At 61.7% G+C, this 20,678-nt stretch carries 19 protein-coding genes and 1 pseudogene; 18 read left to right on the top strand and 2 right to left on the bottom strand.

Annotation, left to right across the window (positions count from 1 at the left end; genetic code table 11):
- Window position 1 precedes the first annotated feature (1 nt).
- From aroA to cysM, 11 genes are all read left to right on the top strand, one after another.
- Window positions 2–1,306, top strand: coding sequence for a 3-phosphoshikimate 1-carboxyvinyltransferase (gene aroA / locus OH764_RS12745; protein ID WP_498847041.1), 1,305 nt, complete (start codon window positions 2–4; stop codon window positions 1,304–1,306).
- 35 nt (window positions 1,307–1,341) lie between these two features.
- Window positions 1,342–2,028 carry a (d)CMP kinase gene (gene cmk / locus OH764_RS12740; protein WP_088175316.1) on the top strand — a complete coding sequence of 229 codons (687 nt, stop codon included), beginning with the start codon at window positions 1,342–1,344 and terminating at the stop codon, window positions 2,026–2,028.
- Between the two features lie 174 nt (window positions 2,029–2,202).
- On the top strand, window positions 2,203–3,936 hold the full coding sequence (rpsA, locus tag OH764_RS12735) for a 30S ribosomal protein S1 (protein WP_121315383.1): 1,734 nt from the start codon (window positions 2,203–2,205) through the stop codon (window positions 3,934–3,936).
- Between the two features lie 101 nt (window positions 3,937–4,037).
- Entirely contained in the window at window positions 4,038–4,361 is a 324-nt protein-coding gene (locus OH764_RS12730) for an integration host factor subunit beta (RefSeq protein ID WP_006050255.1), read from the top strand.
- A gap of 555 nt (window positions 4,362–4,916) precedes the next feature.
- On the top strand, window positions 4,917–5,210 hold the full coding sequence (locus OH764_RS12725) for a LapA family protein (protein ID WP_020068970.1): 294 nt from the start codon (window positions 4,917–4,919) through the stop codon (window positions 5,208–5,210).
- Between the two features lie 70 nt (window positions 5,211–5,280).
- Entirely contained in the window at window positions 5,281–6,456 is a 1,176-nt protein-coding gene (gene lapB / locus OH764_RS12720; RefSeq protein ID WP_498847040.1) for a lipopolysaccharide assembly protein LapB, read from the top strand.
- A gap of 84 nt (window positions 6,457–6,540) precedes the next feature.
- Entirely contained in the window at window positions 6,541–7,944 is a 1,404-nt protein-coding gene (locus tag OH764_RS12715) for a UDP-glucose dehydrogenase family protein (protein ID WP_498847039.1), read from the top strand.
- On the top strand, window positions 7,910–8,929 hold the full coding sequence (rfaE1, locus tag OH764_RS12710) for a D-glycero-beta-D-manno-heptose-7-phosphate kinase (protein WP_498847038.1): 1,020 nt from the start codon (window positions 7,910–7,912) through the stop codon (window positions 8,927–8,929). Before OH764_RS12715 ends, rfaE1 begins: the two co-directional genes overlap by 35 nt.
- Window positions 8,930–9,069: 140 nt before the next feature.
- Window positions 9,070–10,062, top strand: coding sequence for an ADP-glyceromanno-heptose 6-epimerase (rfaD, locus tag OH764_RS12705; RefSeq protein ID WP_498847037.1), 993 nt, complete (start codon window positions 9,070–9,072; stop codon window positions 10,060–10,062).
- A gap of 76 nt (window positions 10,063–10,138) precedes the next feature.
- Window positions 10,139–10,504: a ComEA family DNA-binding protein gene (locus tag OH764_RS12700; RefSeq protein WP_020068965.1), complete on the top strand. Its 366-nt coding sequence runs from the start codon at window positions 10,139–10,141 to the stop codon at window positions 10,502–10,504.
- A gap of 255 nt (window positions 10,505–10,759) precedes the next feature.
- Entirely contained in the window at window positions 10,760–11,662 is a 903-nt protein-coding gene (gene cysM / locus OH764_RS12695; protein ID WP_020068964.1) for a cysteine synthase CysM, read from the top strand.
- A 116-nt stretch (window positions 11,663–11,778) separates the two neighbouring features.
- Here cysM and mltB read toward each other — a convergent pair whose 3' ends face one another.
- Window positions 11,779–12,936, bottom strand: a complete 1,158-nt coding sequence (gene mltB / locus OH764_RS12690; RefSeq protein ID WP_498847036.1) for a lysozyme family protein — start codon at window positions 12,934–12,936, stop codon at window positions 11,779–11,781.
- Window positions 12,937–13,223: 287 nt separating this feature from the next.
- Here mltB and OH764_RS12685 point away from each other — a divergent pair, with 287 nt between their 5' ends.
- Both OH764_RS12685 and OH764_RS12680 read left to right on the top strand, forming a co-directional pair.
- Window positions 13,224–14,147: a histone deacetylase family protein gene (locus tag OH764_RS12685; RefSeq protein ID WP_027776429.1), complete on the top strand. Its 924-nt coding sequence runs from the start codon at window positions 13,224–13,226 to the stop codon at window positions 14,145–14,147.
- Window positions 14,148–14,201: 54 nt separating this feature from the next.
- Complete coding sequence (locus tag OH764_RS12680) at window positions 14,202–15,002, top strand: enoyl-CoA hydratase (RefSeq protein ID WP_498847035.1); 801 nt, start codon at window positions 14,202–14,204, stop codon at window positions 15,000–15,002.
- Here the strand turns inward: OH764_RS12680 and OH764_RS12675 are convergent.
- A pseudogene (locus OH764_RS12675) lies at window positions 14,999–15,921 on the bottom strand (alpha/beta hydrolase). The gene OH764_RS12680 and the pseudogene OH764_RS12675 overlap by 4 nt on opposite strands.
- A gap of 241 nt (window positions 15,922–16,162) precedes the next feature.
- Between OH764_RS12675 and OH764_RS12670 the strand changes: the two are divergent.
- The 5 genes from OH764_RS12670 (at window position 16,163) to OH764_RS12650 (ending at window position 20,606) form a co-directional block, all read left to right on the top strand.
- Window positions 16,163–17,197 (top strand): methionine ABC transporter ATP-binding protein, encoded by a 1,035-nt coding sequence (locus OH764_RS12670; RefSeq protein ID WP_498847034.1) that lies wholly within the window; start codon window positions 16,163–16,165, stop codon window positions 17,195–17,197.
- Window positions 17,187–17,840, top strand: a complete 654-nt coding sequence (locus OH764_RS12665; RefSeq protein WP_020068958.1) for a methionine ABC transporter permease — start codon at window positions 17,187–17,189, stop codon at window positions 17,838–17,840. The genes OH764_RS12670 and OH764_RS12665 overlap by 11 nt, the downstream gene beginning before the upstream one ends.
- Window positions 17,841–17,854: 14 nt before the next feature.
- Window positions 17,855–18,652, top strand: coding sequence for a MetQ/NlpA family ABC transporter substrate-binding protein (locus tag OH764_RS12660; protein ID WP_498847033.1), 798 nt, complete (start codon window positions 17,855–17,857; stop codon window positions 18,650–18,652).
- Between the two features lie 237 nt (window positions 18,653–18,889).
- Window positions 18,890–19,639, top strand: a complete 750-nt coding sequence (locus OH764_RS12655; RefSeq protein WP_408490482.1) for an electron transfer flavoprotein subunit beta/FixA family protein — start codon at window positions 18,890–18,892, stop codon at window positions 19,637–19,639.
- 31 nt (window positions 19,640–19,670) lie between these two features.
- Entirely contained in the window at window positions 19,671–20,606 is a 936-nt protein-coding gene (locus OH764_RS12650; RefSeq protein ID WP_214877613.1) for an electron transfer flavoprotein subunit alpha/FixB family protein, read from the top strand.
- The last annotated feature ends 72 nt before the right edge of the window (window positions 20,607–20,678 follow it).

Here is a 20,678-nt window from a genome sequence, read left to right as displayed (position 1 = left end):
CATGGAATTCCTCGATCTCGGACCATTTTCTCGTGCGTCCGGCACGGTTCGTTTGCCTGGCTCGAAGAGCATTTCGAATCGGGTGCTGCTGCTCGCGGCGCTCGCCGAAGGCGAAACGACAATCATGAACCTGCTCGACTCCGACGACACCCGCGTGATGCTCGACGCGCTCGAAAAGCTGGGTGTGCGTCTGAAGCGCGACGGCGACACGTGCGTCGTGACCGGCACGCGCGGCGCTTTCACGGCGCGCACGGCCGATCTGTTCCTCGGCAATGCCGGTACGGCGGTTCGTCCGCTGACCGCGGCACTCGCGGTGAATGGCGGCGACTACCGCATTCACGGCGTGCCGCGCATGCACGAGCGGCCAATCGGCGATCTGGTCGATGGACTAAGACAGATCGGCGCGAGAATCGACTACGAAGAAAACGAAGGCTTTCCGCCGCTGCGAATCCGTCCGGCGCAGATTTCCGCCGAGGCGCCGATCCGCGTGCGCGGCGACGTCTCCAGCCAGTTCCTTACGTCGCTGCTGATGACACTGCCGCTTTTGCGCACCGAAAGCGGCGTGAGTACCGTTCAGGTCGACGGCGAACTCATTTCCAAGCCGTATATCGATATCACGATCAAGCTGATGGCGCGCTTTGGCATCGAGGTCAAGCGCAATGGCTGGCATCAGTTCGTGGTGCCGGCGGGGCAGCGTTATCAATCGCCGGGCACCATCATGGTGGAGGGCGACGCGTCGTCGGCGTCCTATTTCCTCGCGGCGGGCGCGCTCGGCGGCGGGCCGCTGAAGGTAGAGGGCGTCGGCCGTTCAAGCATCCAGGGCGACGTCGGCTTCGCGGATGCGCTCATCAAGATGGGCGCGAATCTGCAAATGGGCGAGGACTGGATCGAAGTGCGCGGCGTCGGCCACGACAGCGGCAAGCTCGAGCCGATCGACATGGACTTCAACCTGATCCCCGACGCCGCCATGACCATAGCGGTTGCCGCGCTGTTCGCCGACGGCACGACCACGCTGCGCAACATTGCGAGCTGGCGCGTGAAAGAAACGGACCGGATCGCGGCAATGGCCACCGAACTGCGCAAGGTCGGCGCGAAGGTGCAGGAGGGCGAAGACTTCCTCGTGGTCACGCCGCCAGAGAAACTGATTCCGAACGCGTCGATCGACACCTATGACGATCACCGCATGGCAATGTGTTTTTCGCTCGTGAGTCTCGGCGGCGTGCCGGTCCGGATCAACGACCCGAAGTGCGTCGGCAAGACATTTCCCGATTATTTCGAGCGCTTCACCGCGCTTGCCCAACCCTGATTCCTGTGCGAATCGCCTGACGTGCGACTTTTTCGATGAAACCGATCCGTCCCTTTCACCAGACGCCCGTCATTACGATCGACGGCCCGAGTGCCTCCGGTAAAGGCACCGTGGCCGCGCTGGTTGCCGCGAGCCTCGGCTTCCACCTGCTCGACAGCGGCGCGCTATACCGCCTCGCCGCGCTCGCCAGCATTCGCTACAACGTTGCGGCGGACGACGTCGAGGCCCTTGTAAAGCTGATCGACGACCTGCATATCACGTTTCGCGAAGGCCTCGCTCAGCTCGACGGAGTGGACGTTTCGGCGGACATTCGCGCCGAGGAAGTGGGCAGCCGCGCTTCCGCGATCGCCGTGCATGCCCCGGTGAGGGCCGCGCTGGTGGCGCGCCAGCGGGCGTTTCGCAAGGAGCCGGGCCTCGTCGCGGACGGTCGCGATATGGGGACGGTCATCTTCCAGGACGCCGTGCTCAAGGTGTTCATGACGGCCAGCGTGGAAGCCCGCGCGGCGCGGCGGCATAAGCAATTGATACAAAAAGGCTTTTCTGCTAACATAGATAACTTGCTCCGGGATTTGCGCGAGCGCGACGAGCGTGACAGTCAGCGCGCAGCCGCGCCGCTTAAGCCCGCAGCGGATGCAAAGCTGCTCGATACGTCCGCCTTATCGGTCGATCAGGCGGTCGAGCAGGTAGTCCAATGGTACGAAGCCCTGGTTCCGCAGGCGTGACTGGAATGCATCGAGCATCGGTCGCACATGAATGCGCGGCCGCAGTCGTAGTTCCATTGTGTGTTGGTGCTTCGCGATGGTCGCGAAGCGTTGTATTAACCCTTTAACCCCGCGTGGCATTCGCATTCTTGCCGTAGTTGCTGACCGTCCGGCCAGCCGGGCAGCGCGAGAACCATGCAAATTTTGATTTTTATGTCCGACCTGCAAACCTCTACCCCGAATACCGAATCTTTTGCGGCTCTGTTCGAAGAGTCGCTGACCAAGCAAGACATGCGCGCCGGCGAAGTGATCTCCGCCGAAGTCGTGCGTGTTGACCACAACTTCGTGGTCGTCAACGCTGGTCTCAAGTCCGAAGCCTACATCCCGCTCGAAGAGTTCCTGAACGACGCGGGCGAGGTAGAAGTGCAGGCGGGCGACTTCGTTTCCGTCGCGATCGACGCGCTGGAAAACGGCTATGGCGACACGATCCTGTCGCGCGACAAGGCGAAGCGTCTGGCTTCGTGGCTGTCGCTGGAAAAAGCTCTCGACAACAACGAACTCGTGACCGGCACGATCACGGGCAAGGTCAAGGGCGGCATGACCGTCATGGTCAACGGCATCCGCGCGTTCCTGCCGGGTTCGCTGGTCGACACGCGTCCGGTCAAGGACACGACCCCGTACGAAGGCAAGACGCTCGAATTCCGCGTCATCAAGCTCGACCGCAAGCGTAACAACGTCGTGTTGTCGCGCCGTGCCGTGATCGAAGCAACCCAGGGCGAAGAGCGCGCAAAGCTGCTCGAAACGCTGAAGGAAGGCGCGATCGTGGAAGGCGTGGTGAAGAACATCACCGACTACGGCGCGTTCGTGGACCTCGGCGGTATCGACGGCCTGCTGCACATCACCGACATCGCATGGCGTCGTGTGCGTCACCCGAGCGAAGTTCTGTCGGTTGGCCAGGAAGTCACCGCGAAGATCCTCAAGTTCGACCAGGAAAAGAACCGCGTTTCGCTGGGCATCAAGCAACTCGGCGACGATCCGTGGGAAGGCATCTCGCGTCGTTACCCGTCGGGCACGCGCCTGTTCGGTAAGGTCACGAACATCACCGACTACGGCGCATTCGTCGAAGTGGAATCGGGCATCGAAGGCCTCGTCCACGTGTCGGAAATGGACTGGACGAACAAGAACGTTGCACCGTCGAAGGTTGTTCAGCTGGGCGACGAAGTCGAAGTCATGGTTCTCGAAATCGACGAAGACCGCCGCCGTATCAGCCTCGGCATGAAGCAGTGCAAGCCGAACCCGTGGGACGACTTCAGCCGCAACTTCAAGAAGGGCGACAAGCTGCAAGGCGCAATCAAGTCGATCACCGACTTCGGCGTCTTCATCGGTCTGCCGGGTGGCATCGACGGTCTGGTTCACCTGTCGGACCTGTCGTGGTCGGAAACGGGCGAAGAAGCTGTTCGCAAGTACAAGAAGGGCGACGAAGTGGAAGCGATCGTTCTCGGCATCGACGTCGAGAAGGAACGCATTTCGCTGGGTATCAAGCAGCTCGAAGGCGACCCGTTCAGCAACTTCGTTGCAATGAACGACAAGGGCTCGATCGTCGACGGCGTGGTCAAGACGGTAGACGCGAAGGGTGCAGTGGTTCAGCTGTCGGCTGAAGTCGAAGGCTACCTGCGCGCTTCGGAAATCGCACAAGACCGTGTGGAAGATGCTCGCAACGTGCTGAAGGAAGGCGACAAGGTCAACGCGATGATCATCAACATCGATCGCAAGTCGCGTGGCATCAACCTGTCGATCAAGGCGAAGGACTCGGCTGAGCAACAGGAAGCGATCCGCGGCCTGGCTTCGTCGGATTCCAGCGCAGCTGCTACCGGCACGACCAACCTCGGCGCACTGCTGAAGGCCAAGCTCGACGGTCAGAACCAGTAATTGAGGAACGCCCCCGAACCTGCCGTCTTGCGCGGCAGGTATCCCTTTGCGGGGAAAACCTTGGGGGCGGCTCGGCGTTTTCTTGAGAGGTCTGCTGCAGTATGACCAAATCGGAATTGGTCGCCCAACTGGCTACGCGGTTTCCGCAACTTGTCCTAAAAGATGCGGATTTCGCGGTGAAGACGATGCTTGATGCGATGTCTGAGGCGCTTGCCAAAGGTCATCGCATCGAAATTCGAGGTTTCGGCAGCTTCGGCCTGAACCGCCGTCCTTCCCGCGTCGGGCGCAATCCGAAGTCGGGCGAAAAAGTGCTGGTGCCTGAGAAGTACGTGCCGCACTTCAAGCCGGGCAAGGAATTGCGCGAGCGGGTCGATCGCCGCGCGGGTGAGCCGTTGAAGGCGGAAGAGCCGGACGACGATCTGTAAATGCTCCGCCATACGCTGTGTATTGGGCAGCGTGGTATTGGTAGCGTCAGCGGCCAGTGCCAGTCGGCAAAAAGAAGAAATGCGCCTCCGGGCGCTTTTTTTTCGCCTGCGCATTTTCGGTCCACCTCGGCGGACGCGCACCTGCCGGTTGAGTTGTCGGTCGCAATGTTTGGCGCCGTAATAGCCGCGCTTTCAGCCAAGTTCTCAGGCAGGTTCCACGCCAGGTTCTCGGTCGACTTCAAGACCTCTTCTAAGTCGAATCTCAAGCCGAGTCTCAGCCACCTTCAAAGCCGCCATCCCAGCCGCCATCCCAGCCGCCGTTCAAGCCCCAATCCCCCGACACGTTCAGCCACACTGAGCTCACAACGATCGCGCCAAATCGAAACCCCCGTCCGCATCGTCTCCAGCGCTTTTCTGTAAGCGCAGGATCCGCCAGTTCCTGCCCAGCCGCGAGGGCTTCAATTACAATACGGGTCACTTCGGCGCGGGCAACACCGTGGCGCGACGCGTCATCAGGCCGGCGTCACCCCGCAACTGCCGTCAAGAGATCTATTCATGAAATTTATCGTCTGGCTGATCCGTGTACTGGTGTTCGTGCTGCTGCTGGTGCTGGCACTCTCCAATACGCAACCTGCTACGCTGAATTTCCTCGCTGGCTACGCGTGGTCGGCGCCGCTCATCCTGATTGGCCTCGCGTTCTTCGGGGTTGGGCTGCTCGCGGGTCTCGTTTCGTCGATGCCGGCTGTCGTGCGCCTGCGCATGGAGAATGGCCGCCTCAAACGAGAACTGCGTGTGGCGCGCGAGGCGCCGGTCGTCGTTGAACAGCCGCCCATGCCGCCGCTGATCTGATTTTGTCGTTCGCCGCGCACATAGCGCGCGGCATTCCATTTCCGCCTTCAGGCTCATTTGTATTCATCGCATGGATCTAGACTTCTGGTGGCTGCTTGTCATACCCGTCGCTTTTGCGTTCGGCTGGATGGCTGCGCGCTACGACCTCAAGACGCTGCTGTCAGAAAGCGCCAATCTTCCGCGCTCCTATTTCCGCGGACTAAACTTTCTGCTCAACGAGCAGCCGGATCAGGCGATCGACGCGTTCATCGAAGTGGTCAAGCTCGATCCTGAAACCGTCGAACTTCACTTTGCACTGGGCAATCTTTTCCGCCGCCGCGGAGAAACGGACCGCGCGATTCGCGTGCATCAGAATCTCCTCAGTCGTGCCGATCTACCGGTCAGCGAGCGTGATCACGCGCTATTCGAACTCGGACAGGACTTCCTGAAAGCCGGCCTGCTGGACCGCGCGGAAGAAACCTTTCGTTCGCTCGAAACCGGCGACTACGCGTTGGGCGCGCAGCGCGCGCTGCTTACCATTTACGAAATCGAGAAGGACTGGATCAAGTCGATCGACACAGCGCGTCATCTGGAAACAATGGGCGCGGAGCCGCTCGACAAGGAAATCGCGCAGTTCCATTGCGAACTCGCGCAGGAAGCGCTGCAACAGAAAAATCCCGACGAAGCACGCCGGCAACTTGGATTCGCGCTGAAGGCGAACCCTACCAACGTGCGCGCCACGATTCTGTTTGGCGACGTCGACGCGGCCGGCGGCGCACAAGAAGCGGCGATTGAACAATGGCGGCGCGTCGAGGAACAGAACCCGGCCTACCTGCCGCTCGTCGCCGAGAAGCTGATGAAGGCGTACGAAGCGCTCGGCCGAGCGCAGGAAGGCGCTGATCTGCTCACCACGTGGGTCGACCGCTATCCGAGCAATGATCTGCTCGACGTCGCGTACCAGCACGTCGCGTCCTTGCGCGGGCCCGATGCGGCGCACGCGCTCGCGCGCTCGCAGATGCAAAAGTCGCCAAATCTCGCGGGTATGACGCGGCTGCTCGAAGCGCAACAGGCCGTCGCGGAAGAGCCGCGGCGTAGCGAACTCGAACTGATGCGCACGCTGATCCGCCAGCGCACCAAAAATCTGCCGCGCTACACGTGCCAGAATTGCGGCTTCAGGGCGCGGCTTTTCTACTGGCAGTGCCCGGGTTGCAGCGGTTGGGAAACCTACGCGCCGCGCCGGGTCGAACCGATCACCGCGACGAACTGAGTTCGCGGACGGATTTGACATCGTGCTGATGACCGGCTTTTTCACCGCCGGGAATCATCACCGGAACCTTCAACCGGAAAGCGTATGAAAATCACCATTATCGGCACCGGCTATGTCGGCCTCGTCACTGGCGCGTGCCTCGCTGAAATCGGCAACGACGTGTTCTGTCTCGACGTCGATCCGCGCAAAATCGAAATCCTCAACAACGGTGGCGTGCCTATTCACGAGCCGGGCTTGCAGGAAATCATCGCGCGTACGCGCGCGGCCGGCCGCATCACGTTTTCGACGGACATCGAAGCGAGCGTCGCTCACGGCGACGTGCAATTCATCGCCGTCGGCACGCCGCCCGACGAAGACGGCTCGGCCGATCTGCAATACGTGCTGGAAGCCGCGCGTAACATTGGCCGTACGATGAACGGCTTCAAGGTGATCGTCGACAAGTCGACGGTGCCGGTCGGCACTGCGCAGCGCGTGCGTGCGGTGATCGAAGAAGAACTGGGCAAGCGCGGGCTCGCCGGTAGCGGACAGCATCGCTTCTCGGTGGTGTCGAATCCCGAGTTCCTGAAGGAAGGCGCCGCAGTAGACGACTTCATGCGACCCGACCGCATCGTGCTCGGCAGCGACGAAGACGAAGCCGGCTTGCGCGCGCGTGAACTGATGAAGCGCTTGTATGCGCCGTTTAACCGCAATCACGAACGCACCTTGTACATGGACGTGCGTTCGGCCGAATTCACCAAGTACGCAGCCAACGCGATGCTCGCCACGCGCATCTCGTTCATGAACGAGATGTCCAATCTCGCGGACCGTGTCGGAGCGGACATCGAGGCGGTGCGCCGCGGCATCGGCTCGGACCCGCGGATCGGCTATCACTTCCTGTATGCCGGTTGCGGCTACGGCGGTTCATGCTTCCCGAAAGACGTGCAGGCGCTGATTCGCACTGCCAGCGAAAGCGGCCACAATCTGCGCATTCTCGAGGCCGTCGAGGAAGTGAACTACACGCAGAAAGACGTGCTTGTACAGAAGATCGCGCACAAGTGGGGCAACGACCTGTCGGGCCGCACGTTCGCCGTTTGGGGCCTCGCGTTCAAGCCGAACACCGACGACATGCGCGAAGCGCCGAGCCGCCGCGTCATCGCTGAACTGCTGGCGCGTGGCGCTCACGTGCGCGCGTATGATCCGGTCGCCGTGACAGAAGCGCGCCGCGTTCTCGCGATGGATCTGCACGATTCGCCGGAACAGCTCGATCGTCTCACTTTCACGAGTACGCAGGACGAAACGCTCACGGGCGCCGACGCGCTCGTGATCGTCACCGAATGGAAGGAGTTCAAGAGCCCCGACTTCGCGCATCTGAAATCCGTGCTCAAGTCGCCGGTGATTTTCGACGGCCGCAATCTGTACGAGCCGGATGCCATGAACGAACTCGGCATCGACTATCACTCGATTGGACGTCCTTATGCCCAACCCTCCAAACGTGCGGCCGATGCCTGAGATCATGCCCGCATCCGCCACGTCCACGCCCACCTCCACGTCTACGCCTGCACTTACCGTGGTGCCGCGCGCGCAACTCGCTGCCGCGCGCGTCCTCGTGGTCGGCGACGTGATGCTGGACCGCTACTGGTTCGGCGACGTCAATCGTATCTCGCCGGAGGCGCCGGTGCCGGTCGTGCACGTGCAGCGCCAGGAAGACCGGCTTGGCGGCGCTGCGAATGTCGCGCGCAATGCTGCGGCGCTCGGTGCACAAGCGGGCCTCCTGTGCGTCGTCGGACATGACGAACCGGGCGAGCGCATCGTGCAGTTGCTCGGCGAGAGCGGCGTGAACCCGCATCTCGAACGCGATCCCGCGCTTCTAACGACGATCAAGCTGCGTGTGTTGTCGCGTCAGCAGCAGCTGCTGCGCGTCGATTTCGAGAACTCGCCGGCGCATGAAGTGCTGCTCGCGGGTCTTGCTCGCTTCGACGAATTGCTGCCTTCGCACGACGTGATCCTGATGTCCGATTACGCAAAGGGCGGCCTGACCCACGTCACGCAGATGATCGCGAGAGCGCATGCTGCGGGCAAGCCGGTGCTGGTCGATCCGAAGGGTGACGACTGGGAACGCTATCGCGGCGCCACCTTGATCACGCCGAATCGCGCGGAGTTGCGCGAAGTGGTCGGTCAGTGGAAATCGGAAGAGGACCTGACCGAGCGCGTGAGCAAACTGCGCGCGGATCTCCAGTTCGAGGCTTTGCTGCTCACGCGTTCGGAAGAAGGCATGACGCTGTTCTCCAATGACGGCATCCTGCACACATCGGCTGTCGCGCGTGAAGTGTATGATGTTTCCGGTGCGGGCGACACGGTGATCGCCACGCTCGCGGCCATGCTGGGCGCCGGTCTCACGCTGGTCGAAGCGGTTGGCCTCGCCAATCGCGCGGCCGGAATCGTGGTCGGCAAACTCGGCACCGCCACCGTCGACTACGACGAACTCTTTCAATGACGCCGCCCGCCAGATTCGTTGCCGCACGCCTTCGGGCTGCGTGCAGAATGGATCGGCGGGACGTCGACTGACCCTGACGATTCGCGTTGGTGCCCCAGCGCTTACGCGAGTCCCTAAAGGCTCATTACCGCGGGACCATCATGACCCTTATCGTCACCGGCGCGGCCGGTTTTATCGGCAGCAACCTCGTAAAAGCGCTCAACGAGCGCGGCGAACAACGCATCATCGCCGTGGACAATCTGACGCGCGCCGACAAGTTCAAGAACCTCGTCGACTGTGAAATCGACGACTACCTGGACAAGACCGAATTCGTCGAACGCTTCAAGCGTGGCGACTTCGGCAAAGTGCGCGCGATTTTCCACGAAGGCGCCTGTTCGGACACGATGGAAACCGACGGGCGCTACATGATGGAGAACAACTTCCGCTACAGCCGCGACGTGCTCGACGTCTGCCTCGCGCAGAACATCCAGTTCCTGTACGCGTCCTCGGCTGCAACGTATGGCGGCTCGAGCCGTTTCGTCGAAGAGCGCGAAGTCGAGCAGCCGCTGAACGTGTACGGCTATTCGAAGTTCCTGTTCGATCAGGTCATTCGCCGCGTGCTGCCCACTGCCAGAAGCCAGATCGCCGGATTTCGCTACTTCAACGTGTACGGTCCGCGCGAAACGCATAAGGCGCGCATGGCGTCCGTGGCGTTCCACAACTTCAACCAGTTCCGCGCCGAGGGCAAGGTCAAGCTGTTCGGCGAATACAACGGCTACGCCGCGGGCGAACAGACCCGCGATTTCGTCTCCGTGGAAGACGTGGTGAAGGTCAACTTGTTCTTCTTCGACAACCCCGACAAGTCGGGCATCTTCAACCTGGGCAGCGGGCGCGCGCAGCCGTTCAACGACATTGCGAGCACGGTGGTCAACACACTGTGCTCGTTGAACAATGAGCCGTCGCTCTCCCTTGCAGATCAGGTGCAACGCGGGCTAATCGAGTACATCCCGTTTCCCGACGCATTACGCGGCAAGTACCAGTGCTTCACGCAAGCGGACCTCACGAAGCTGCGGGCGGCGGGTTACGACGCGCCGTTCCTCAGCGTGCAGGAAGGGGTCGATCGCTACGTGCGTTGGCTGTTCGGCCAGGTGTAAATAATTCGGATACCTCTTTAAACTGGAATCTCCCGGTTGGTGATGTCGCCAACCGGTTGTACGAGGGAGATTCCATATGTTTCGAAAAATTCTGGTTACCGCGGCCATGCTCGCCGCTTTCGGTCACGCGTATGCGTCGGTCGACGTCAACACGGCTAACGAGGACGCACTGCGCGGCATCAAAGGCATCGGTCCTGCCAAAGCGAAAGCCATTCTCGAAGAGCGTTCAGCGCATGGTCCATTCAAGGACCCGAGCGATCTCGGCAAGCGGGTCAAGGGCATGGGCGGGCATACCGTCGAGCGCCTGCAGGCGGAGGGTCTCGCTGTCGGTCCGGCTGGCGCGGCTGCTGGCTCGCAGGTTGCGGCGTCTTCACAGACCAAAGGCGCGACCGTTCCGGCCAATACGCCTAAAGGCGGCGCCACAGTGGCGGTGAAGAAATAGTCTGACACGAGTTGGGCGCGCGGTACCGGTCGCGCCGCGCGCGCTTCGTCATCGTATTCCCTTCATGGTCGGAGCCGGCAGCAGCGCTCCTTAAGCCGTCACTCGCATGACTGGCTCCCGCGGTACTCAGCCGCGGGCTTTTTGCGTGGAGGACGTTGCATCCATGCGGGCAGAAGGGCCGCGCGGCAACGGTGGGCACGGTGGTTTAGAATCAAAGCATTGAAGACTTCGCGCATCGACAGCACCAGAACCTATATGGCTTACAAAACGATTGAAGACACGATCGGCAATACACCGCTCGTGCAACTCGTCCGGCTCCCCGACGACGAGATCCGCAGCCGTAACAACGTGGTCCTCGCCAAGCTCGAGGGTAACAACCCCGCAGGGTCGGTGAAAGATCGCCCGGCGTTGTCGATGATCAAGAAAGCGGAAGCGCGCGGCCGTATCAAACCGGGCGACACGCTGATCGAATCGACAAGCGGCAATACCGGCATCGCGCTCGCCATGGCAGCGGCGATCCGCGGCTACAAGATGGTTCTGATCATGCCGGAAGACCTGTCGGTGGAGCGCCGTCAAAGCATGGCCGCATACGGCGCGCAGATCATTCTCACGCCCGTAACGGGCGGCATGGAATACGCGCGCGATCTGGCCGAACAGATGCAGCGCGACGGCAAGGGCATCATCCTCGATCAATTTGCGAATCCGGACAATCCGGCGGCGCACGTCGAAGGCACAGGCCCCGAAATCTGGCGCGATACCGAAGGGCGCATCACGCACTTCGTGTCGTCCATGGGCACGACGGGCACCATCATGGGCGTGTCCAGTTATCTGAAGCAGCAGAATCAGGCGATCGAAATTGTCGGCGCGCAGCCCGAGGAAGGGTCGCGCATTCCCGGCATCCGTAAATGGCCAGAGGCTTATATGCCGAAGATCTTCGACCGTAGCCGGGTTGACCGCGTCGAGAACGTGAGTCAGGCCGCTGCCGAAGCAATGGCGCGCCGCTTGGCGTCCGTCGAAGGCATTTTTGCGGGTATTTCGTCGGGCGGAGCGTGCGAGGTGGCATTGCGCGTCGCGCGTCAGGTCGAGAATGCGACCATCGTGTTCATCGTCTGCGACCGCGGCGACCGTTACTTGTCCACTGGCGTGTTTCCGGCGTAAGCGGGCAGTGTCGCTCGCGCGCAATACGAAATAGCGTCAGTTAAAAAAAGCGCCAGGAGGCGCTTTTTTTACATCTGGCAGCGGGTATCGTATCGGCCTGCGGTCCGCGCTACGAACTATTGCGAAGCCGCGCTTGGCGGCGCTGCGTTGTTCTGAGCATTGCCCGGACTCGCTGCGTCGCTGGCTTGCATCTGGGACTTGATGCGTTCGCCCAACTGATAAACCGCGAGTGCATAAAAGAAGCTGCGGTTATAGCGCGTGAGCACGTAGAAGTTTTTCAGGCCCAGCATATATTCCGTGCCGCGGCCCGGCGACGGCAGGTCGACCACCGTGACAGGCGTTCCCGCTTCCGCTGCGATATTCACGCCCGGCTCATTGAGGAGCAGACCCGCGCGCAACAACTGGTCGAGCGGCCAATGCGGTTCCGGCGCACCGTCGGCGGCGGCTTGAGCGACGCCCAGGCTGCCAGCGTCCGTACCGATTTTCCAAACCACGGGCCGGCCGTTTTCCCAGCCGTTCTGCCGCAGATAGTTCGCCACGCTGCCGATCGCATCCGCCTGGCTCGTGCGCAGGTCGATTTCCTTGTTGCCGTCGTAACTCACCGCGTACTGCGTGATGCTGCTCGGCAGGAACTGCGGAATGCCGATCGCGCCCGTGTACGAGCCGAGCACCGTGGTCGGGTCGATCTGCGAATCGCGCGTCCACACCAGGTAGTCTTCGAGATTCTTGCGGAACGTTGCCTGACGGTCGGCGCGATTAGGCGTGTTCGGATAGTCGAAACTGAGCGTAGTCAGCGCGTCGAGGACGCGGAAGTTGCCCATGAAACGGCCGTAGATCGTTTCCACGCCGAGAATGCCGACGATCACCTCCGGCGGCACGCCAAACTCCTCGTACGCACGCTGCAGCGTGGCCTGATTCGCGCGCCAGAAACGAATGCCCGCGTTGATGCGAATCTGATCGAGAAAGCGCGACTGATACGCGCGCCAGTTCTTCACCGAAGGAGAAGCCGACGGCGTCACCAGCTTGACCGCGGTCGCCGAATAGCTCACGCCGGCAAAAAGCGAATGCAGCGACGACTCGTCGAAGTCGTAGCGCGCCGCCATATCGTTGATGAATGCATCGACATTCGGGTTGTTCGCGTAGCGCTGCGGAATGATTTCTTCTTCGAAGGTTTGCCCTTGCGGCACCGCTGTTTGCGGTTGTGCCTGAGCGAGCAGCGTCGGCGGTTTTTTTCCGGCGATCTGCGCAAGTGCCGGAGTGGTTGCCATGAACATGCACGATGCGATGGAGAGTGCGGCGGCGATGGTTCGGGTGCTGAGCCGGTTTCGTGCAGACAGAGCAAGCTTGACGGTCATAGTGAGCTAGGGGCGCAGTGCGAAAGGACAAAGACAGGAGGAAAACGGATCGGGGCAGTATACCCGAGGCCTCTCGCGAAACTGTGCCGGACGCGTTACAGCCACGTCGTGTGGTAACTTGACGATGTTGGCGCGCCGCGGGCGCGCGCCCCTGGATGGAGACGCGCCGCGCACGCCTCGAAGGCGACGCGCCGCAGAAGAAAATCATGGCAACAGGCTTCTATTCTCACGCCGACTGTCTGCTGCACGACATGGGGCAATGGCATCCCGAGTGCCCTGCACGGCTGCAGGCCATCGAAGATCAATTGATCGCAAGCCGCATCGACGCGTTGATCGAACGCGAGTCGCCGCCGCTCGCCGACGAAGCGGCGCTGCTACGCGTGCACACCCAAGCGCACATCGATTACATTCGCAGCCGTTCGCCGGCCGAGGGCATGGCTGAAATCGACCCCGACACGTCGATGAATCCGCATACCTTGCAGGCAGCGTTACGCGCAGCCGGCGCCGCAGTGGCCGCCACCGACGCGGTCATCGAAGGCCGCTTCGACAACGCCTTCTGCAGTGTGCGCCCGCCCGGTCATCACGCGGAACCTGCGCGCGCCATGGGCTTCTGCTTCTTCAACAATGTCGCGATTGCCGCGCGTCATGCGTTGGAGGTGCATGGCTTGCAACGCGTCGCGATCATCGACTTCGACGTACACCACGGCAACGGTACCGAGGCGGCGTTTTCCGGCGACTCGCGCGTGCTGATGTGCAGCATCTTCCAGCATCCGTTCTATCCGTTTACCGGTGCCGACAATCAGGCGCCCAATATGTGCAACGTGCCGATGCCCGCGCGCTCGAAAGGCATGGCGGTGCGCGAGGCGGTCGACATGCTGTGGCTGCCTCGTCTGAATGAATTCAAGCCTGAGATGCTGTTCATTTCGGCAGGCTTCGACGCGCATCGCGAGGACGATCTCGGCAACATGGGTCTGGTCGAAGACGACTACGTGTGGATCACCGACCAGATGCGCGACATCGCAAACCGCTATGCGCGCGGGCGAATCGTGAGTTGCCTCGAAGGGGGCTACAACCTGTCCGCTCTTGGGCGCAGCGTCGTCGCACACGTGCGAGCGCTCGCGGGAATCTGACGAGTCGCCGCGCCGCATAGACTGCGGTCGCCGGACATTGAAATGGAACGAGCCATGAATGCCGATGCACTGAGCGCTTCGCTGATCGAGACGGAAGCCGACGCGTACGGCGTGCCGGGCGTCGTCCTTCTGACGATGAACCGGCCCGACGCATTCAACGCACTCTCGGAGCCGTTGCTTGACGCATTGCAGGAAGCGTTGAACGGACTCGCTGTGTCGCAAGCGCGCGTGGTGGTGATCGCCGGCGCAGGGCGCGCATTCTGCGCGGGACACGATCTGAAAGAGATGCGCGCGGCGCCGTCGCTCGAGTATTACCAGACGCTGTTCGCGCGTTGCACGAAACTCATGATGACGATCCAGCGCTTGCCTCAGCCGGTGATCGCGCGTGTTCACGGGATTGCGACGGCGGCCGGCTGCCAGCTCGTCGCGATGTGCGATCTGGCCGTGGCTTCGGACACCGCGCGGTTTGCCGTCTCGGGCGTGAACCTGGGACTGTTTTGCGCGACGCCGTCGGTGCCGCTGTCGCGCAACCTCTCGCGCAAGGCCGCGCTCGAAATGCTGTTGACCGGCGATTTCATCGACGCCGCAGAGGCGAAGCGTCAGGGCCTCGTCAATCGCGTGGTCCCTGCGGACTCCCTGGATGCGGAGGTGGCAAGGCTTGCCACCAGCATTTGCGCAAAGCCGGTCGAAGCCGTCACTGCAGGCAAGGGGCTGTTCTACCGGCAGCTCGAAATGGGCATCGAAGCGGCGTATCAGCTTGCGGGCCAGACGATGGCCTGCAACATGATGGACGACTCGGCGCTCGAAGGCGTGCAGGCGTTCATCGACAAACGCCCACCTGACTGGAAGCGCTAGCGCATGCGCCCCAGTCTCTGATCGATCCACTCGATCAGTTCGCTCATAACACGCTCGCCGTCCAGATCGTTCATCGTCTCGTGAAAGCTGCCTTCATAGAGCCGCAGCGTCTTGTCCGGCGATCCGGCGTGGTCGCTAAAGTCGCGGCTTCCTTGAGGCTCGGTGAGTTTGTCGGCGGTGCCGTGATAAACGAGTAGCGGCAAGCGCAGCGCCGCGCGGCCCGCTTCGATACGCGTCATCGCCAGCAACAATTCCGCGCCGGTGCGCGCGGGGATCGGACCGTGATGCACGAGCGGGTCGTTGCGGTTCGCGTCCACCACGGCAGGCACGCGCGAGAGCAGGGCGGCGTCGATTTTCATTGCCGGGAAGCTTGGCCATACGCGGCTGATCACCTGACTCAGCTTGAGCATCCAGCGAGGCACGTCGCGGCCTGGCGCGAGCGCGGGGCTCGACAGAATCAGGCCGCTCACGCGTGTGCCGAGGCCGTCGTGAGCGGTGCCGAGGCGCTCGGTCGCGTAAAGCGCGGCTACGGCGCCTCCCATGCTATGGCCCATCAGAAAAAGCGGGGCATGCGGACGCGCCTGGGATGCGGCATTGAGTAAAGCCTGTGCGTCCAGCAGGTAATCGTCGAATCGTTCGACGTATGCGCGCTTGCGGGTGCCCGGCCATGGCCGCGCAAGTCGATTGCCACCAGTTCGACGCCGGCTGCATTGAGCCGCGTGGCCAGCGCCCGATAGCGGCCCGCGTGTTCAGCCAGTCCGTGGATGAGTGCGACCGTTGCGCGCGGCGTTCCTATGACAGGCCAGCAGTACAGCGGCAACTCCACGTTGTCGGCGGTGAAGACGGACGAGCGAAAAGGCTCGGTGCTTTCTGCGCCGGTCGGGGCGGTGAAAGCGCTGCTGTTTTGGGAAGTCTGCATGACGGCACGTCCATGGGTTCTGGTCCCGGCAGATCATAGACCGCCGCCATGTCGGCCGGAGAAATCGCCCCTTGCGCGTCCCTCTAATGTCGATTAGTTATGAAAGAATCGTAATTGATTATTAAAGGGAATGACGTCGCCTACGGTAGAATCGCGGGCTCAAATCCCAATAAAAGTGACGGCGGATGCTTGGTCGGAAAGCGCATGACGCTCGTCGACAAACCCGCCGTTTCGTTTTTCCATGATCGAAATACGCAATATCTCCCAGCGGTTCGCGGGACCCCGGGGCTGGGTCGAGGCACTGCACAACGTCAATCTGTCGATTCCGGCTGGCGAAGTGTTCGGCATCATCGGCCGCAGTGGCGCCGGCAAGAGTACGCTTGTGCGTACCATCAACCTGCTGACGCGTCCGACGGAAGGCAACATCGTCGTCGACGGCCGGGATCTGACCACGCTGCCCGCTGCGCAATTGCGCGAGGCGCGCCGCGAAATCGGCATGATCTTCCAGCACTTCAACCTGCTGTCGTCGCGCACGGTGTACGAGAACGTCGCGCTTCCGCTCGAACTCGCCGGCATGAAGCCCGACGAGATCGAGGCGCACGTGCTGCCGCTGCTTGAACTCGTGGGCTTGTCCGCGCAGAAGGACCGCTACCCGGCGCAGATCAGCGGCGGACAAAAGCAACGCGTGGGCATCGCGCGAGCGCTCGCTAGCAAGCCGAAGGTGCTGCTCTCCGACGAAGCGACGTCCGCGCTCGATCCCGAAACCACGCGCGCAATCCTTGAACTGCTCAAGCGGATCAATCGCGAACTGAATCTGACCATCGTGCTGATCACGCATCAGATGGACGTGATCAAGCAGGTTTGCGATCGCGTCGCCGTGCTCGACGCGGGCCGCGTGGTCGAAGAGGGCAAGGTGATCGACGTGTTCCTGCAACCGCATCACGAAGTCACGCGCGCGCTGATCGGCGACGTGATCGCGCAAGAACTCCCGCCTGCAATGAAGGCACGTGTGGCCGAGCGTCTGAAGACCGGCAGCGGTCATCTGCTGCGTCTCGCCTTTACGGGTTCGGGCGTCGATCAGCCGATTCTCTCGGAGACGATTCGCCGCTACGAGCTCGACTTCAACATCCTGCACGGACAGATCGACGAGATCCAGGGGCAGGCGTTCGGCTCGCTCGCGGTGCTCGCGGGCGGCGAGCCGGCCAAGGTGGCGCAAGCGCTCGCTTATCTGCGCGAACAAGGTGTGGTGGTGGAGGAACTCTCGTATGTTGAGTGAAATGTTCGACATGTTCGTCCAGTCGTTCTGGGAAACGCTCGTCATGGTGGGCATTTCCGGACTGGTCGGCGCACTGGTGGGTTTGCCGCTCGGCGTGCTGTTGTATCTGACGGACCGTCAAGGCGTATTGCAGAACGTCGCAGTCAATCGTGCGATGGGCGTGGTCGTCAATGCCGTTCGCTCGACGCCGTTCATCATCCTGCTCGTGGCGGTGATTCCGTTCACGCGCCTCGTGGTCGGCTCGTCGATCGGCACGGCTGCGGCTGTTGTGCCGCTGACCATTGCCGCGGCGCCGTTCATTGCGCGACTCGTCGAGACCGCGCTGCGCGAAGTCGATCGCGGCCTGATCGAGGCGGCGCAAGCAATGGGCGCGACCACCAGCCAGATCGTATTCAAGGTGTTGTTGCCGGAATCGTTGCCGGGCGTCGTCGCCGGATTGACGATCACATTCGTTTCGCTGGTCGGGTATTCGGCGATGGCGGGCGCGATCGGCGGCGGCGGTCTCGGCGACCTGGGCATCCGGTACGGGTATCAGCGGTTTTTGCCGGAAGTCATGTTGACGGTCGTCGTGATTCTGATCGTTTTCGTACAGTTGGTGCAGTCGTTCGGGGATTGGCTCGTGCGTCGTCTGAGCCATAAATAATCAAAAGGTCCATCATGCAACGTCGTTTCATTCTTAAGCTCGCCGCGGCGCTCGGTGCCGTATCGATGTTCGCCGCCAGCGCGGCTCACGCTGAAGACGCGATCAAGGTCGGCGTCACCGGCGGTCCGCACGCGCAGATCATGGAAGTCGTGAAGACTGTCGCGGCAAAGAACGGTCTGAACATCAAGATCGTCGAATTCTCCGACTATGTGCAGCCGAACGCGGCGCTCGCCGGCGGCGACCTCGACGCAAACAGCTATCAGCACGACCCGTACTTGCAGGCGCAGGTGAAGGACCGCGGCTACAAGCTGATTCGTGTCGCCGATACGGTCACGTATCCGATGGGCATCTATTCGAAGAAAGTAAAGACGCTGGCCGACCTGCAGCCGGGCGCGAAGATCGCGGTGCCGAACGACCCGACCAACGGCGGCCGCGCGCTCCTGCTGCTGCAAAAGCAAGGGCTCCTGAAGTTGCGCGCCGACGCGGGTCTGAAGGCTACGCCGCTCGACATCGCCGACAATCCCCGGAAGCTGAAGATCGTCGAGCTCGACGCCGCGCAGATTCCTCGCTCGCTAAACGACGTGGATGCTGCGGCAATCAACACCAACTTCGCCATGGAAGCAGGGCTGAAGCCGAAGCAGGACGCGATCGCGATCGAGGACCCGAAGGGTCCGTACGTGAACATCATTGCGATCCGCGAGGCAGACAGGAATAAGCCGTGGGTCGCCAAGCTGGTGGCGGCTTACCATTCGCCGGAAGTGAAGCAGTTCGTCGAGGGCAAGTTCGGCGGCGCTGTCATCACCGCCTGGTAAGCCGAGCGGCTTCAGAAACGGCAAGACACGTCGGCGATATGAGAACTAGAGTCGTAAGTGAGAACCCGGGGTTGCTGCCCGGGTTTTTTTGCGATTAAAATAGAACGACCGTTCGATATTGCCGTCACGCCACTGGGGAGCGATATCCTCGTGCTAGAACACCCGCGATAAGGCTGCAGTGAGGCAGTCGCTATAATGTTCGCTGGGTTGACGTATTCGTAACTTTGGAGCGTGTGCATGAAAATCCTGGTGCCAGTCAAGAGAGTGGTCGATTACAACGTGAAGGTCCGAGTCAAGTCGGACGGCACGGGCGTCGACATTGCGAACGTAAAGATGTCGATGAATCCGTTCGACGAAATCGCGGTTGAAGAAGCCGTGCGTCTGAAAGAAGCCGGTGTGGCGACCGAGGTCATCGCGGTATCGGCCGGTGTCACGCAATCGCAGGAAACGCTGCGCACGGCGCTCGCCATCGGCGCGGACCGCGCGATCCTGATCGAGTCGTCGGAAGAATTGCAGCCGCTGGCGGTGGCCAAGCTGCTCAAGGCGCTCGTCGACAAGGAACAGCCGCAACTGGTGATTCTCGGCAAGCAGGCCATCGACGACGATTCGAACCAGACCGGTCAGATGCTTGCCGCACTGGCCAACCTGCCGCAGGCAACGTTCGCGTCGAAAGTGGTCGTGGCCGACGGCAAGGCAACGGTATCGCGCGAAGTGGACGGCGGCGCCGAAACGCTGTCGCTCACGCTGCCCGCAGTGGTCACCACCGACCTGCGGCTGAACGAGCCGCGCTATGTGACGCTGCCGAACATCATGAAGGCGAAGAAAAAGCCGCTCGAAACGATCAAGCCTGAAGACCTCGGCGTCGATGTCACGCCGCGTCTGAAAACGCTGAAGGTTGTCGAGCCGCCCAAGCGCTCTGCCGGTGTGAAGGTGCCGGATGTGAAGACGCTGGTCGAGAAGCTGAAGACCGAAGCCAAGGTGCTGTGAGCAGCGCACGGAGACGAATGAAATGACGAATCTGGTGAATCTTGTAATAGCAGAACACGACAACACGTCGATCAAGGGCGCAACGCTGAACACGATCGCAGCCGCGCAGAAGGTCGGCGGCGATATTCATGTGCTGGTCGCAGGTCAGAATGCACAGGCTGCAGCGGATGCGGCGGCGAAGATCGCCGGTGTTTCCAAAGTGTTGCTGGCCGACGCGCCGCAACTGGCCGAAGGGCTCGCTGAAAACGTCGAAGCAACGGTGCTGAACATTGCGAAGGACTACTCGCACATCTTCGCGCCGGCCACTGCCTACGGCAAGAACATCGCGCCGCGTATCGCAGCGAAGCTCGACGTCGCGCAGATCAGCGATATCACCGCGGTCGATTCCGCCGACACGTTCGAGCGCCCGATCTATGCGGGCAACGCTATCGCGACGGTGCAGTCGGCCGATCCGATCAAAGTCATTACCGTACGCACGACGGGCTTCGACGCAGTTGCAGCCGAAGGCGGCAGCGCGACGGTGGAGAAGATCGAAGCAGCCGCGGACGCGGGCATCTCGCAGTTCGTCAGCCGTGAAGTGACGAAGCTGGATCGTCCCGAACTGACGTCGGCGAAGATCATTGTTTCGGGCGGCCGCGGCCTGGGCAACGGCGAGAACTACACCAAGGTTCTCGAGCCGCTGGCCGACAAGCTGAACGCGGCGCTGGGTGCATCGCGTGCAGCAGTGGACGCGGGCTTCGTGCCGAACGACTATCAGGTCGGCCAGACCGGCAAGATCGTCGCGCCGCAGTTGTATGTGGCGGTCGGCATCTCCGGCGCGATCCAGCATCTGGCGGGTATGAAGGACAGCAAGGTGATCGTCGCCATCAACAAAGACCCGGAAGCGCCGATTTTCAGCGTTGCCGATTATGGCCTTGTTGGCGATCTGTTCACGCTGGTGCCGGAGCTCGTCAGCGAACTCGGCTAAGCGTCCGGGCGCCGTATAAAAGCCATTCAAAGGCGTTAGGCGACATATAAAGGGCGCGGGACCAACAAGTCC

It is taken from the genome of Burkholderia sp. M6-3, assembly GCF_050858985.1.
In the GTDB taxonomy this organism is placed as follows: domain Bacteria; phylum Pseudomonadota; class Gammaproteobacteria; order Burkholderiales; family Burkholderiaceae; genus Paraburkholderia; species Paraburkholderia caledonica.
Note: the sequence above shows the minus strand (reverse complement) of the source record. Positions and strands in the feature narration are given on the sequence as shown.